Genomic DNA, 14,711 nt, shown 5'->3' with positions numbered 1-14,711 from the left:
GCTTGAACCGCAATGCTCAATCGTTCGTCTGCAGTTTTATCCCACCAGATCTTTGTTGCTCGTGCGGCTTCTATGATCCAGCAACCAGCGCGCGGTACTGTATGAGCGCCACGCGATATTCAACTGACGATATCCAAGATTACCAAGAACTGCGACGATAGCCAGCTTCGCGATGTCACTTGCTTTAGGATAAAGATGGAAGGACATTTCTTCCAGCAACAAGCCTGAAGCCGACAACAAAACTCCCAACCCTATCGCGACCGAAAAGAATGCAATGCAAGCTTCTGCTGATAGCAGGCCGCAAGCGTAGGCAATCACGATGAATGCATAGCCGAACAATTCCAGTATCGGGCCCACGCATTCAAATACGATGAAGAATGGGAACGCCAGGTTGCCCGGCACGCCGCCGTTACGTGAGAACAGCAATCCCATATTTTGGCTTAGGCTATCCAGCAAACCATGTTGCCATCGCATACGCAGATTTTTCAGCGTCGCCAGATCTTGCGGCACCTGTTGCCAGCAAACCGGATCGGCGATGAAGGTGATTTGATATTCCTGTTTTTTCTGGCGCATCAAGCGATGCATGCGCACGATGAGCTCCATATTTCCCGTCGTCGTATCAGTACGATAACCGCCCGCTTCAATCACGATGTCTTTCTGAAATAAGCCAACGCCCGCAGCTGGAACGATCAGCATGCCGTTCATCGACGACCAGCCTAATGGCGCAAATAAAGACGTGCGCAAATATTCAATAATTTGAAAAACCGGTAACCAGCGTTTTGGTAAAGCGACTTTGTGAAGCAAGCCATTTTCTATTTCACAACCGTTCGCAACTCTTACTGCACCGGCGGTTGCAATAACCGTATTTTGATTCAGGAATGGCGCGACGATGCGGCGCAGGCTGTCGCGGTGCAGAATGGTATTGTCATCCACGCTGCAGAATAAGGGATAGCGAGAAGCATTGATGCCGGCATTTAATGCATCGGCCTTGCCGCCATATTTTTTGTCGATGATGCGTAGATTCGGGAAGCGTGTCGAACGATAAATACGATGTACTTGCTGCGTTGCCAGTTGTATTCGATACGCCTCTGGAAATGCATGCAGATCGAAGGCATCAATCAAGGTATCCAGCGTTGCATCCACAGAACCATCATTGATTACGATGATTTCAAAATGAGAATAATCGAGTTGTAATAAGGCGTGTACCGAGGTGGCAATTGTTGCGGCGTTATTGTGCGTGCGTAACAGCAGGCTGATGGGTTGCTCAAGACCGGAATAAATTTGCGGTAAATCTGCCAGCACTTTTTCCTGTTCCATTTTATGCATGCGAAAAATCGACAATGCATTCAACAGAAAATAACTGGTCTTGGAAACGATGAAGTAGCCGAGTATGCACCAGGTCGCAGCTGAGATGAGTGAAGACAATGTCATGCCGGATTTCTTTCTGCCAGTACCTGGCCCAGCATATCGCGCGCAAAGCGGTCAGATAGATTGTCGCGTAATTGTTCGATCTCGGCGATGCTGAAAAACGGCATGGCTATGAGGGCGCGAGCGGCACGGTAACGTACCCACCATTCGGTATCGGCCAGCAGAGGAATCAGACGATTGATATCTGCGTGTTCGCCTATGCGTCCGATTCCCTTTGCTGCCTGTACTCTAACGCGCCAGTCGGGATGATTCAGATAAGCGCGTACTTGCTTCAACAGGCCGGCATCGTTAGCGATGCGCAAAGCGGCGATGATGGTATCGATGTCATTGGCTTGATCCAATAGACGCAATACGATTGCTTGCGGAATCGCCAGATGCAGTGCTTCGATAAGGCGCAAGGTGCGCACCAGATGCACGGATTTTATTTCAACTGTGGCTTCCAGCAAGGGCTGCAGAAATGCACCTTGAGCCGATTGCAAGATGGCGGCCACGTGTGCAATTGGCCAATCTTCACGGGCCAGCAGCAAAGGCATCAATTGTTGCGCGGTCGCTTCTGCATCTATCTGTACCAGCGCCTGGAATGCATTGATCGACGTCACGTTATCAACCGCCAGTGTTTGTGTAACCAGCAAATCCCACGACGGATGATCCCGCATGTGTCCGAGCGCTAAGGTCGCCAGCAGGCATTCGACGCGATCGCCGTATCTGACCAGACGGCGTGAGAAATGATCGCAACCGACCGAGTAGGCAATGCTGATTAGATTGGTCGCCGCTTCGCCGCTCGAGGTACGCATCAGATTGTTCCAGAGCTTGAGGAAGTAGACGCGCTCTTTGGCCGCCATCATAGGCAAAACCGCAGAGATAGAAGAGTGCAAGGAGCTGAGTAACAAAGGGCGCCAGACAGACAAAAAAGCACGTTCTTCTTGTGCTCGGCGATTCAGTGATGTGCGCAGATACACCATCATCAACACCAGCAATACAGTCAGGCCAACGGCACTGATGCCGATCCAGGCGATGCTTGCAAAGTGCAGGTCTTGAGATGCGCTGGTCATGGGGCGATTTCTATTGAAAATGCGCTGAGCGGTGTACGTTTTTATGCGAGCTTGTGTGACTCACTTTGCAAGTACTGAATAAAGTGGCAACAACAAAGCAGGAAGGTGACAAACAAATGATCGGCAACATAATGTGGTTGTCTTGCAAGCGAGTGCGAGTGATGCATTTAAGCATCTAATTGTAATGCTGATTGTTGGCGAGATAGCGAGCTGACCTGTGATATCGCCCGATTCCTCAAACTGTTTTTGATTGAAGTTAAAGATTCGACTCTTTTGCACAACATGAGAGCTGACTGCGGTCATGGAAACGCGCTGGGTCGGCAAAGGTCTATTGGTGATTTTGTCGTGCATGTAATAATTGAGTCACTTCCTTAAGCTCAAAACCATGCAAATCAATACACGAATCACTCAAAGAATTACCAAGCAAATTAATACACTGCGCTTGCCTGTTGCATCCCTGTTAATCCCTGTTTTTATTGCGATCAATGTCGGCGTCTCTTGCGCGCACGCGGCAGGCTTGCCGACGACTGTGGTCGATGCCTTGAAGCGTGGCGGCATTCCGCAAAATGCGGTGGCGACCTATGTGCAGGAAGTGTCCGGCCCGGTGCCACGCATCTCGATTAACAGCACAACAGGTTTCAATCCGGCTTCGACGATGAAGCTGGTAACGAGTAATGCGGCGTTGGATATTCTGGGTCCGGCCTTCACCTGGAAAACGCAGGTCTATGCGACCGGCACGCAAAATGGCGATGTGCTGAACGGTGATTTGGTGATCAAGGGCAGTGGCGATCCTAAACTGGTGACGGAAAAGTTCTGGCAATTTCTGCGTCAAATTCGCGCTGCAGGGATTCGTGAAATTCGCGGCAATCTGATTCTGGATAGAACTGTTTTTGAAGATATGTCGTATGACGCTTCGCGCTTCGATGGCGATCCTTTAAAGCCTTATAACGCAGGGCCGGATGCCTTGCTGTTGAATTACAAAGCGCTGGCTTTTCATTTCTTGCCTGAAGTCAGCCGTCGTGTGGTGAATGTCAGCGTTGATCCGCCGCTGGCTGGGTATCCGATCTCTGTGCCGGTTTTCTCAGATGGTCCTTGTACTGATTGGCAAGCCAAATTACAGCCAACGCTGGATAAAAATGGCACTAACTTTGGCGGTACATTCTCTGCTGCTTGCGGCGAAAAAACTTGGTATCTGCATCCTTATCAAATGACGCATGCAGAATATTTTGGTCTGGTGTTCCGTCAGTTATGGACAGATGTAGGCGGTACTTTCAAAGGTTCTATTGTTGATGGTGTATTGCCCGCGAATGCGCGTCTGCTGACGGAATGGCAATCACCAGCCTTGCCTGAAGTGATACGTGACATCAACAAGTACAGCAATAATGTGATGGCGCGTCAATTGTTGCTGACGCTTGCAGCTGATGTGCTCAAAATACCGGCGTCGCCGGAACGCGGTGCGCGTGTCATCAAAACATGGTTGGCCGGCAAAGGTATAGAGGCGGACCAGCTGGTGATAGAAAACGGTTCGGGTTTGTCACGCACAGAACGTATTTCGGCAGAGACGATGGGGCGCATGTTGGTGGCAGCTTTTCAATCACCTGTGATGCCAGAGCTAATGTCGGCACTACCGCTGGTTGGATTTGATGGCACGATGCGCAAGCGATTGCTGAAGCAAACCGTAGCGGGTCAGGCGCATATCAAAACCGGCTCCTTGAATGACGTACGCGCAGTCGCAGGTTATGTACTTGCGGCATCTGGTAAACGTTATGCAGTGGTCTGCATCATCAATCACATCAACGCAGCTAGCGGTCAGGCTGCGCATGATGCATTGCTGCAGTGGATTTATGAAAACGGTTGATATGGATTAAGACGCTTGTGCATCTTTAATGACGCACAAGCGAATAGGAAGATTGACTTAAGGCAGCGTGAACCTGCGACTTGCGCACGCTTACAGCAAAATCGGTTGATTCGATAATTGATTGTGCTGCGGACTTTGTGCTGCTTCGTTTTCTGGAAAATACTTTTTCAGAATCGCATTCAATTGCGTCAAGCCATTTAACGCGCTCTCGTGATACAGCCCTTGTGCGAAACCATTCGTCATGGTTTTGCACACCGCCTGCCAATGTTCATTGGAAACCAGACGTGCAATGCCGCGATCAGCGATGATTTCGACTTGATGGTCGGCGAGATTAATGTAAATCAGGACGCCGCAATTTTCTTCCGTATCCCAGATCCGATAGTCGGTAAATAATTCGCCGGCACGTTCGCGCGAGGTCATCCCGCTCATGACTGCCGCCAGATCCAGCGAGGGTTCAACGATCAGTCGAACTTCTGCACGATGCTTGCTCTCACCTTCGGTGATGATGGCTTGGATCGCTGCCAGCGTGGCGCTTGGGAATGCGCTTTTTCCGTGTGACTTGGTGGTTTTGACATGGCGCAAAGCGCGTGAGATTTTATTCATTACCAGTTCCCCGAGGCGCCGCCGCCATCAAAACCACCGCCACCTCCAGAGAAGCCGCCACCACCGCCAAATCCTCCGCCGCCACTACCGAAACCGCCGCCCGATGAGCGGCCGCCGAGTATGCCACCAATGGCACTGCCCAAAATAACGCCAGCCGAATTGCCCCAATCGTCACGGCTGTGACCGCGTCTGCCGCCGCCGCGGCTGCGCATCATCATGACGATAATCAGAAAAGCAAAGAAAATGAACGGCGACCAGCTGAAGCCATCATTGCTTTTGGCCTCACCGTTTTTAGCCGGTTCAGGAAATGCTTCCTTGTCGAGCAAGCCGGTAATGACCGAGATGCCCGCAGCGAGGCCACCGTAATAATCATTCTGGCGAAAATGCGGGGCGATCACATCCTGTAAAACACGTTTGGATTGGGCGTCGGTTAATACGCCTTGTACGCCGCGTCCGGTTTCAATCCGCATGCGGCCCGACGCTGCAGAATTACTTTTTGCAATCAACAAGATCACGCCGTCATCCAGACCTTTGCGCCCCAGCTTCCATGCATCAGCGACGCGTATGCTGTATTGCTCTATGGTTTCCGGCTCGGTGGTATTGACCAGCAACACCGCAATCTGGCTGCCAGTGCGCGTTTCGTAATCCGCCAATACATTTTCCAGGGTGTCGCGTTGGCCGGCGTTCAGCATGCCAATCTGGTCCGTGACGCGCGCAGTGAGCGGCGGCACAGCGACCAGATTTTGTGCGCTGGCAAGCACGCAAAAAAATGCCAGCGTGCAGGCCAACAGATAGCGCATGGTTTTCATGATCGTCGTTTAGCTTATTTGCCGAAATTGACAGTAGGCGGTACGGAAATCGCTTTTTCGTTTTCAACCGTGAACGATGGTTTTACTGGATAGCCGAAAATCTTCGCGGTGATATTAGTTGGGAAGCTGCGTGCCAGCACGTTATATTCCTGCACCGATGCGATGTAACGCTGACGTGCAACGGTGATGCGATTTTCGGTCCCTTCCAGCTGCGATTGCAGATCACGGAAGCCGGTGTCAGCTTTCAATTGCGGATAGTTTTCCGAGATCGCCATCAAGCGCGACAAAGCCGATGATAATTCGCCTTGCACTTGCTGGAATTTGGCGAAGGCTTGCGGATCGTTCAATACTTCCGGCGTGATCTGGAAGCTGGTCGCAGCAGCACGTGCCTTGGTCACCGCTTCAAATGTTTCGCGCTCATGCGACGCATAACCTTTGACGGTATTCACCAGATTTGGAATCAAATCGGCGCGGCGTTGGTATTGATTGACGACTTCGCTCCATGCCGCTTTGGTCGCTTCATCTTTCGATTGAAAGTCGTTATAACCACACGCGCTCAGCATCGAGGCAAACATGGCAATCGCCAGCCACTTCAATAATTTCGACATTTTATTTCTCCGTGAATATAAAAATTCTACTGAATATAATTTGGATCCAGATCTGACTGTATTTCAGATTCAGTTGTGGATGCCGTTCTTTGTGTCGCCTATTTGATGCTGCTGCTACGAGGTTTCAATAGTACCGTGCTCATCGCCGCTGAAATCAAACACATCGCGACATAGTCTTGCCAGTGCGGCGTTTCATTTAACCACCATGCGCCGGAAAAAACACCCAATACCGGAATCATCATTACGGACAAACTGGATGCGACTGGCGGCAATTTACGCGCCAATGAAAACCAGATTACCTGCGCAAAACCAAAGATGATGAGTCCGTTATAGGCAATCGCCGCCGCTTCCTTGGCCGTTGGCAAACGCCACAACTGATATTCAAACAATGCCGATGTGATGCCCATGCAGATGCTAGCCATCAGCAACATCCAGAACGTCAGCGCCATGGTCGGGATTTCGATCTTGGTGCGCTTCATCAATACTGTGCCATAACCCCAAGCTGCTGCCGCGACCAGCGTCATCACGCTGCCCAAGGGTTGGCCGCGCAGATTGGCAAATTCGCTCGATAACAATAATAATGCGCCGCTGAGCGCGAATGCTATTCCCAGCCAGCCTAGTCGACTGATGCGATCTCGAAAAAATATCAAGCCGGAAAGCACCGCCCAAATCGGCATCGTATAGCCCAGGATCGCGGCACGGCCGGATGACAGCATTTTTACGCCGACGATCATGAAGGTATTCCAAATAATGATATTAGGAATGGCCAGCGTGAAAATGGTTCCCAGATCGTCCTGCGATACCTTGAGCGAAGTACGGCTCCAGCGTGCCGCCAGCCATAAAACCGGCACCGCGCCCATGATGCACAAGGTGCGGAAAGCGATAGGCGGGAAGTCTTGCACCGCCATCTTCATGATGGGCCAGTTGATACCCCAGCAAAATGTCAGAAGCGCCAGCAGGATCCAGTCTTTGCGGGAAAGCGAACTAAGCGAACTCATAGAGAAAAAGTCATGGACGTGATTTAAAAATATCGATGTGGCGTGTGGATCGATCTGGTACGGCACGATATCACGACGAGTTACAATACGGTCTGCACGAAAAAGAGAGATATCGCTGTGACCTTCATAGAACAATTATCCGCCGCCTGGCAGACACAAAATTCGCAACTCTGTATCGGCCTCGACCCCGATCTGGCCAAGTTCCCGGCACATTTGCAGGGCAAGCCAGACGCGATCCTGACTTTCAGTAAAGCGATCATCGACGCGACTGCGGATATCGCATGTTCATTCAAACCACAGATCGCTTATTTCGCGGCCTTGCGTGCAGAAGATCAACTGGAAGATATCTGCAAATATTTGCACGAACGGTATCCGCATATTCCTATCGTGCTGGATGCCAAGCGCGGTGATATCGGCGCAACGGCCGAACAATATGCGCGTGAAGCTTTCGAGCGCTACGGTGCGGATGCGGTGACGGTCAATCCGTATATGGGCTTCGATTCTGTGCAGCCGTATGTAGAACGCAAAGATAAAGGCGTGATCGTATTGTGCCGGACCTCAAATGCGGGCGGCTCTGATTTGCAGTTCTTGAATGTGGATGGCAAACCTCTATATCAACACGTAGCGCATCTGGTCGCGGATAAATGGAATACTAATGGTCAATGCGCACTGGTCGTCGGCGCGACCTTCCCGAATGAGTTGGCGCAAGTGCGTGCGATTGTCGGTGACATGCCTTTGCTGATTCCAGGCATCGGTGCACAAGGTGGCGATATCAAGGCGACTGTTGAAGCGGGTCGTACCGCAAACGGCACTGGCATGATGATCAATTCATCGCGCGCAATTCTGTACGCAAAGTCGGATGAGAATTTTGCGCAAGCCGCGCGTCAAGTTGCGCTGGAAACGCGCGACGCGATCAATCAGTTTTGTAAATAACAACTCCCATATTCATGGGATAGTTGAACCGTCAGGTCGGCCGCTATACTGCGGCATCTGAATTATCGGCCTGCCTGTCATGAATTATCTAATTGAAAATCATCCTGTCAAAACGATGGCAGCCGCCATCGCATTAGCCGTATCGAGCTTGCTCTTTTTATTCTGATTAGACGATTTTTGATGCGATCAATGTCGAGGTTTGAATGACATTGATGCGTTTGAAATTTTGGGAATTACTTCCTACTAGCGAGTAGTTCCAACAAGCCGCGCAAGGCGTGCTTGACGGTTTGTTCTCTGATTGAACGCCGATCGCCATCAAACTGCATGCGCTCTACCTGCGTTACATCGCCATAAGCCCAACCAAAGTAAATCGTACCTACCGGCTTGCCGGGGACGCCACCATCCGGACCTGCAATGCCTGTGGTTGATAGCGCGACGCTCGCCAGACTATTGCGCAGCGCACCTGCACACATGGCCGCCGCTGTTTCATTGCTGACAGCACCGTGTTGTTCCAATACTTCGGCAGGGACGCTCAACAATCTCATCTTCGACGCGTTGGAGTAAGTGACGAAGCCGCAATCGAACCATACAGATGAACCAGCAATTTCGGTAATCGCTTGCGCCACGCCGCCACCGGTACAGGATTCTGCTGTAGCCAATATCAAGCCACGACCTTTCAAATCTTGCCCGACTAAAGTGGCAAGCTCGAAAATGTCGCGTGCATCAGTCTGCATGCTTAGATCGAGCGCCATATGGCAAACACCAATAATGTGAAAAATGCAGCGACGATGTCATCGAACATCACGCCCATGCCACCCTTGAAGCGTCTGTCGAAATAATTGATCGGTGGTGGTTTGACCATATCGAAAAAACGGAACACGAGGAAGGCATAAAACTGCGTCCACAAATCGGCAGGCGTGATGAATAGCAGCACTAACCATATCGCGATCACTTCATCCCACACCATGCTGCCATGATCGGCAACGCCGAGATCGCGGCCGGTTTTATCGCAAGCCCAGACACCGACAAAAAAACCGGCGACGATGATGATCCACCAGTTGAGCGGAGAAAAAACTTCCGGCCAGCGCAAGGTCAATACATTGAACGACAACCAGCCGAACAATGTACCAAAAGTACCAGGCATGATTTTCGACAAGCCGCTACCGAAACCCTGCGCAATCATGTGAGCGGGATGTGACAGCATGAAGCCGGAATTAGGTTTGACGATAGTGACAGTGGGTGATGCTGGCGTTGAATTCATGTCAGGCGAAGTGGTCGAATGAAGTGAGCTGAAGGTCTATGGATTTGCCGTCGCTGTCCAGCAAGCGCGTACCGGTTGCCGCTTCTATGCTGCCTATGCGCGTCACTGGCGTATTGGCGGACAATGCAGCGCCCAGCACGGCTTCGCGTCTTGATACAGGCGCGGTAAAACAGAGTTCGTAATCATCGCCTCCCGCTAATGTGAAGCGCCTACGCATTTCCAAAGATTGTTTTTGCAGCATCGCGCCTATAGGCAAGGCATCAACATTCAAACTGGCGCCGAGGCCGGATTTTTTCAGGATGTGACCCAGATCGCCTATCAAGCCATCAGATACGTCTAGAGCTGCATGCGCGATTCCGCGCAATGCAAGTCCGAGCGCAACACGTGGTTGCGGTGTATGCAAACGCACAGACGCGGCATTCAGCACTTTCGCATCCAACTCATATTCCTTGTACAGCGCACCGAGCGCTAAACGCGCGTCGCCCAAAGTACCGGAGACCCAGATGTCGTCGCCGATTTGTGCAGTATCGCGACGCAAAGCGAGGCCGATGGCAGTCTGCCCAAAAATCGTGATGCAGATATTCAGCGGTCCTTTAGTGGTGTCGCCGCCTATCAATTCGCAGTTGTGTTCATCGGCCAAGGCAAACAAACCGCCAGAAAATTTCGCCAGCCATTGTTCGTCTACGTTTGGCAATGACAATGCCAAGGTAAATGCAACAGGTTCTGCGCCCATCGCGGCCAGGTCAGACAAATTGACGGCTAAAGATTTGTGTCCCAATTTGTAGGCATCGGCACCGGCAAAAAAATGACGACCTTCGACCAGCATGTCGGATGAAATTGCGGTTTGCATTCCATTCTTTTGCGTCAGCAATGCACAATCGTCCCCGATACCGAGCGCTGCACGGTTTTTGGGATGAGCAGGGCGCACAAAATAGCGCGCGATCAGATCGAATTCAGACATGTGCTTATTGTACAGAATGATGTGGCCGATTCCTTATCGCTTGCTAATGGCGTTGATGATGTCAACAAGGGCGCAATTAAAACAAGCTAGCAAAAGAAGCAGATAAAAAATAACCGTCATGCCCGCGAGTGCGAGGATGACGGTTAGATTGATGGGCCGAATTAAAATCAATTCGGCCCGATTCAAGTACAAATTACTGACTAGCTTTTTGTCCTAACGCAGCCAGCAACTCCTGGCGTATTGCATTGTCATGCGGCGACACGCCGAAACCTTCCAGCACGCCATTCGCATCGTAAAAACGGCAGATGTTGCGACCAGTTTCGGTGGTTTCATCGGCCCAGCTGCCATCGGCCACGATGTGCGGTGCTGGCGGAATCAATGCCAGTGGAAAGCTAGGGGTCTTGATCAATACCGGCGATGGCTTCAAATCGATCTCTGTACGTTCGCCAGTCAACGTGCGGGCAATCGCGCGGCCAGCAGTCATGATAGGCGTGACGTACGGCAGGATGCGTGTGCTGCCATCAACAATCGATGTGTATTCTGCGCAATCACCCAATGCATAAATATCGGCGGCGCTGGTTTGTCCTGCCGTATCGATGATGATGCCGCGAGCGGTTTTGAGTCGTGCCGCTTGTGCCAGACGCAGATCGGGACGCAAGCCTACTGCTGACAATACGATATCTGTTTCTACTGTGTTGCCATCGGCCAGTGTTACGCGTAAATCAGTGCCGGAATGCGTGACGGTTTCTGCCACTGTACCTAGATGGAATTGCACGCCGCGCGCGATCAACGCCGCTTGCAAACCAGCCGACAGTGCTGGTGCAGCCAATGCCGCCAGTGGACGTGTGCTTGGATCTATCAACGTGACCGCGTGTCCCGCACCAGCCAAATCATCTGCGAATTCGCAACCGATCAAACCTGCGCCGAGAATGGCGACGCGTACCGATGCTGCGTTTGGTGCGCTGATGCGCTCGCGGAAAGCTGCGTAATCATCGATGTGATTGACTGACAGTACTTGATCGGCCGCATCGCCTTTGAGGCCCAGTTGGATTGCTTGCGCGCCGACTGCGAGTACAAGTTTTTCAAATTCGTAAGTGCCGGAACTGGTGTCTACGGTTTTGGCTGCTGTATCAATGCCGTTGACGCGGGTGTTTGTCACCAAGGCCGCATCCAGTTGCGCAGCCATTTGCTCCGCACTTTGCGTGATTAATTGTTGCGCGCCTTTGTTTTGCGCGAAGGCATTCGACAGCATTGGTTTTGAATAATAGCCGCCGCTGTCTTCCGTGATCATGATCAGTGGCGTCGCTTTGTCCAGTTTGCGAAATTCGCGTGCGACGGTGTAGCCGGCTAATCCTGCTCCGATGATGATGATCGGTTTCATTGTTTTTCCTATTGTCAAAATGCCGTGTCGAATGAATCGACAAGGTCGTGATCCTGCAAAGCTGGTTGCTCGTTTCCGCGAGGCGCGTATCGAAATCTGCTGCGGCCGCCATGTTACCGTTTCAAAGCAAGATGCCGCAAATTTACCTGCATATTTTTTGCATCTATATGGCTGATTTACTTCGCTGGCGCCATCGCAGCAAGTTTTTCAATGATATTAAAAGAGCAATCGCTTCGACGGGCTGAAAAATGGCGATTCCATCGAACTATCAATGAAATTGATGCAAGTCTTATGTCTGATAGCTTTTCTTCGAGTTTTTTACGTATTTCGGGGCATGGAAGGGCTAAATATCAGTAGAAATACGTAGAAAGACCGTCATCAAAATCTTGCCTCTGCTAAAATCAACGGCTTCCCTATGCCTAAAAAGGATGGCTGCTTAGTATGGATTCGAACATCGACAAAAAAGAAGAACTTCGCCTTCAGTTACGTCAGGCAGCACTGGAATACCACGAGTTTCCCACTCCCGGCAAAATCAGCGTCACTCCCACCAAACAAGTTACCAATCAGCGTGATCTGGCTCTGGCATACACACCTGGTGTTGCGGTCGCCTGTGAAGAAATTGCTCTTAACCCTGCAGATTCCTATCGCTATACGGCGCGCGGCAACCTGGTTGCGGTGATCACCAACGGCACTGCCGTGCTGGGTTTGGGCAACATCGGCCCGCTGGCCGCCAAGCCAGTGATGGAAGGCAAAGCAGTTCTGTTCAAGAAATTTGCTGGCATCGACGTATTCGATATCGAAATCAACGAAACCGATCCAGACAAGCTGTGCGACATCATCGCCTCGCTGGAACCGACTTTCGGCGGCATCAATCTGGAAGACATCAAAGCGCCTGAATGTTTTTACATTGAGCGTACCTTGCGCGATCGCATGAAGATTCCGGTCTTCCATGACGATCAACATGGCACCGCGATTATTGTTTCGGCCGCGATTTTGAATGGCTTGAAAGTCGTCAATAAAGATATCAAGAAAGCCAAACTGGTTGTCTCCGGCGCTGGTGCTGCAGCATTGGCTTGTCTGGATTTGATGGTCGATTTGGGCTTCCCGCGCGAAAACATTTTCGTGACCGATTTGGCTGGCGTGGTTTATCAAGGCCGTGTCGAGTTGATGGATCCGGACAAGGAAAAATTCGCGCAAAAAACCGACGCACGCACTTTGGGTGATGTCATTGCCGATGCAGATATTTTCCTCGGTCTGTCAGCTGGTGGCGTGTTGAAACCGGCGATGGTTGCGGCGATGGCGAAACGTCCCGTGATTCTGGCGCTGGCTAATCCAACGCCAGAAATTTTGCCGGATGAAATTCGTGCAGTGCGTGACGATGCAGTGATCGCAACGGGTCGTTCCGATTTCCCGAATCAGGTCAACAACGTTCTGTGCTTCCCGTACATTTTCCGCGGCGCGCTGGATTGCGGCGCAACCACTATCACACGTGAAATGGAAATCGCAGCAGTGCATGCGATTGCACAATTGGCGCAAGCTGAGCAATCGGACATCGTGGCGACAACCTACGGCATTAATAATCTGAGCTTCGGCCCGGATTACATTATTCCTATGCCTTTCGATCCGCGTCTGATGATCAAGATCGCGATGGCAGTTGCCAAGTCGGCGGAAGAATGCGGCGTCGCGGCACGTCCTATCAAGGACATGGAAGCCTACGCCGATCGTCTGCAGCAATTTGTTTATCGCAGCGGCACCTTCATGAAACCGATCTTCCAGATCGCCAAGGCAACGCCGCCAGAGCTGAAACGTATTGTGTATGCAGAAGCCGAAGAAGAGCGCGTCTTGCGTGCGGTGCAAGTCGTGGTTGACGAGAAGCTGGCGCGTCCGATTTTGATTGGTCGTCCTGCTGTTCTGTTGCAACGTATCGAGCGTTTTGGTTTGCGCATCAAGCCGGATGTTGATTTCACCATCATCAATCCTGAGCACGATGATCGCTATAAGGATTTCTGGCAAACCTATCTGGAAATGACCCTGCGTAAAGGCGTGACCGAACAATACGCCAAGCTGGAAATGCGCCGTCGTCATACCCTGATCGGTGCCATGGCGATCCACAAGAAATATGCGGACGGCATGATTTGCGGCACCTTTGGTACGACAGATCTGCATCTGAAATATGTGGATCAAGTGTTGGGCAAGCGCGCGAACGTCAATGTGTACGCCGCGATGAATTGCTTGATTCTGTCGGATCGCCAATTGTTCATCGTCGATACCCACGTCAATGAAAATCCGACCGCGGAAGAGTTGGCAGAAATCACGATTCTGGCTGCTGAAGAAATGCGTCGCTTTGGTTTGGCACCGCGTGCAGCGTTGCTGTCGCATTCCAACTTCGGTACCAGCAATAGCGAATCAGCGCAGAAGATGCGTAAGGTTTTGCAGTTGGTCAGAGAGCGTGCGCCAGACCTGGAAATCGATGGCGAGATGCATGGCGACATCGCACTCAATTCAGCACAACTGAAAAAATCGATTCCAAATTCGACTTTGAAAGGCGATGCTAATTTGCTCGTGTTGCCGAATATCGATGCGGCGAATATTTCATACAACTTGTTGAAAACGACGGTTGGTAGCGGTGTGGCGATTGGTCCTATTTTGCTGGGCTGCGAAAAACCGGTACACATCCTGACACCATCGGCAACGGTACGACGTATCGTCAACATGACGGCATTGTGCGTGGCAGATGCGGTTGCTGAACGCTAGACTTTGAAGAAATAAAAGAAATAAGAAATCGTAAAAAAGCCGCTCTGGTGAATAGCCAGAGCGGC

The 14,711-nt window shown here is 51.2% G+C and carries 13 protein-coding genes; 3 read left to right on the top strand and 10 right to left on the bottom strand.

The window, feature by feature from the left end:
- Positions 1-36 precede the first annotated feature (36 nt).
- Positions 37-1,431: a glycosyltransferase family 2 protein gene (locus tag Q7T66_RS07400; RefSeq protein WP_304932689.1), complete on the bottom strand. Its 1,395-nt coding sequence runs from the start codon at positions 1,429-1,431 to the stop codon at positions 37-39.
- Positions 1,428-2,480, bottom strand: a complete 1,053-nt coding sequence (locus Q7T66_RS07395; protein WP_304932688.1) for a HEAT repeat domain-containing protein — start codon at positions 2,478-2,480, stop codon at positions 1,428-1,430. The genes Q7T66_RS07400 and Q7T66_RS07395 overlap by 4 nt, the downstream gene beginning before the upstream one ends.
- 385 nt (positions 2,481-2,865) lie before the next feature.
- Here Q7T66_RS07395 and dacB point away from each other — a divergent pair, with 385 nt between their 5' ends.
- Positions 2,866-4,338, top strand: a complete 1,473-nt coding sequence (dacB, locus tag Q7T66_RS07390; RefSeq protein ID WP_304932687.1) for a D-alanyl-D-alanine carboxypeptidase/D-alanyl-D-alanine-endopeptidase — start codon at positions 2,866-2,868, stop codon at positions 4,336-4,338.
- A 90-nt stretch (positions 4,339-4,428) separates the two neighbouring features.
- Here the strand turns inward: dacB and Q7T66_RS07385 are convergent, their stop codons facing one another.
- From Q7T66_RS07385 to Q7T66_RS07370, 4 genes are all read right to left on the bottom strand, one after another.
- Positions 4,429-4,941 carry a TPM domain-containing protein gene (locus tag Q7T66_RS07385; protein ID WP_304932686.1) on the bottom strand — a complete coding sequence of 171 codons (513 nt, stop codon included), beginning with the start codon at positions 4,939-4,941 and terminating at the stop codon, positions 4,429-4,431.
- A complete protein-coding gene (locus Q7T66_RS07380; RefSeq protein ID WP_304932685.1) occupies positions 4,941-5,750 on the bottom strand; it encodes a YgcG family protein in 810 nt (269 codons plus the stop codon). The genes Q7T66_RS07385 and Q7T66_RS07380 overlap by 1 nt, the downstream gene beginning before the upstream one ends.
- A gap of 14 nt (positions 5,751-5,764) precedes the next feature.
- Complete coding sequence (locus Q7T66_RS07375) at positions 5,765-6,358, bottom strand: LemA family protein (protein WP_304932684.1); 594 nt, start codon at positions 6,356-6,358, stop codon at positions 5,765-5,767.
- Positions 6,359-6,456: 98 nt separating this feature from the next.
- A complete protein-coding gene (locus tag Q7T66_RS07370) occupies positions 6,457-7,356 on the bottom strand; it encodes a DMT family transporter (protein WP_304932683.1) in 900 nt (299 codons plus the stop codon).
- 117 nt (positions 7,357-7,473) lie between these two features.
- Here Q7T66_RS07370 and pyrF point away from each other — a divergent pair, with 117 nt between their 5' ends.
- Positions 7,474-8,289, top strand: coding sequence for an orotidine-5'-phosphate decarboxylase (gene pyrF, locus Q7T66_RS07365; protein WP_304932682.1), 816 nt, complete (start codon positions 7,474-7,476; stop codon positions 8,287-8,289).
- A gap of 233 nt (positions 8,290-8,522) precedes the next feature.
- On the opposite strand, the gene Q7T66_RS07360 is transcribed toward pyrF, so the two are convergent.
- The 4 genes from Q7T66_RS07360 to Q7T66_RS07345 all read right to left on the bottom strand — a co-directional run bounded on the left by Q7T66_RS07360 (position 8,523) and on the right by Q7T66_RS07345 (position 11,892).
- The gene (locus Q7T66_RS07360; protein WP_304932681.1) at positions 8,523-9,023 is read right to left on the bottom strand and encodes a CinA family protein; all 501 of its coding nucleotides are present in this window, start codon (positions 9,021-9,023) and stop codon (positions 8,523-8,525) included.
- A 2-nt stretch (positions 9,024-9,025) separates the two neighbouring features.
- Entirely contained in the window at positions 9,026-9,550 is a 525-nt protein-coding gene (locus tag Q7T66_RS07355; RefSeq protein ID WP_304932680.1) for a phosphatidylglycerophosphatase A, read from the bottom strand.
- A gap of 1 nt (position 9,551) precedes the next feature.
- A complete protein-coding gene (gene thiL, locus Q7T66_RS07350) occupies positions 9,552-10,511 on the bottom strand; it encodes a thiamine-phosphate kinase (RefSeq protein ID WP_304932679.1) in 960 nt (319 codons plus the stop codon).
- 193 nt (positions 10,512-10,704) lie between these two features.
- On the bottom strand, positions 10,705-11,892 hold the full coding sequence (locus tag Q7T66_RS07345) for an NAD(P)/FAD-dependent oxidoreductase (RefSeq protein WP_304932678.1): 1,188 nt from the start codon (positions 11,890-11,892) through the stop codon (positions 10,705-10,707).
- 441 nt (positions 11,893-12,333) lie between these two features.
- Between Q7T66_RS07345 and Q7T66_RS07340 the strand changes: the two genes are divergently transcribed.
- Entirely contained in the window at positions 12,334-14,646 is a 2,313-nt protein-coding gene (locus tag Q7T66_RS07340; protein ID WP_304932677.1) for an NADP-dependent malic enzyme, read from the top strand.
- Positions 14,647-14,711 lie beyond the last annotated feature (65 nt).

This window comes from Herminiimonas sp. (genome assembly GCF_030655415.1).
The sequence above is the reverse complement of the archived record's forward strand: the minus strand, read 5'-3'. Positions and strand labels throughout refer to the sequence as shown.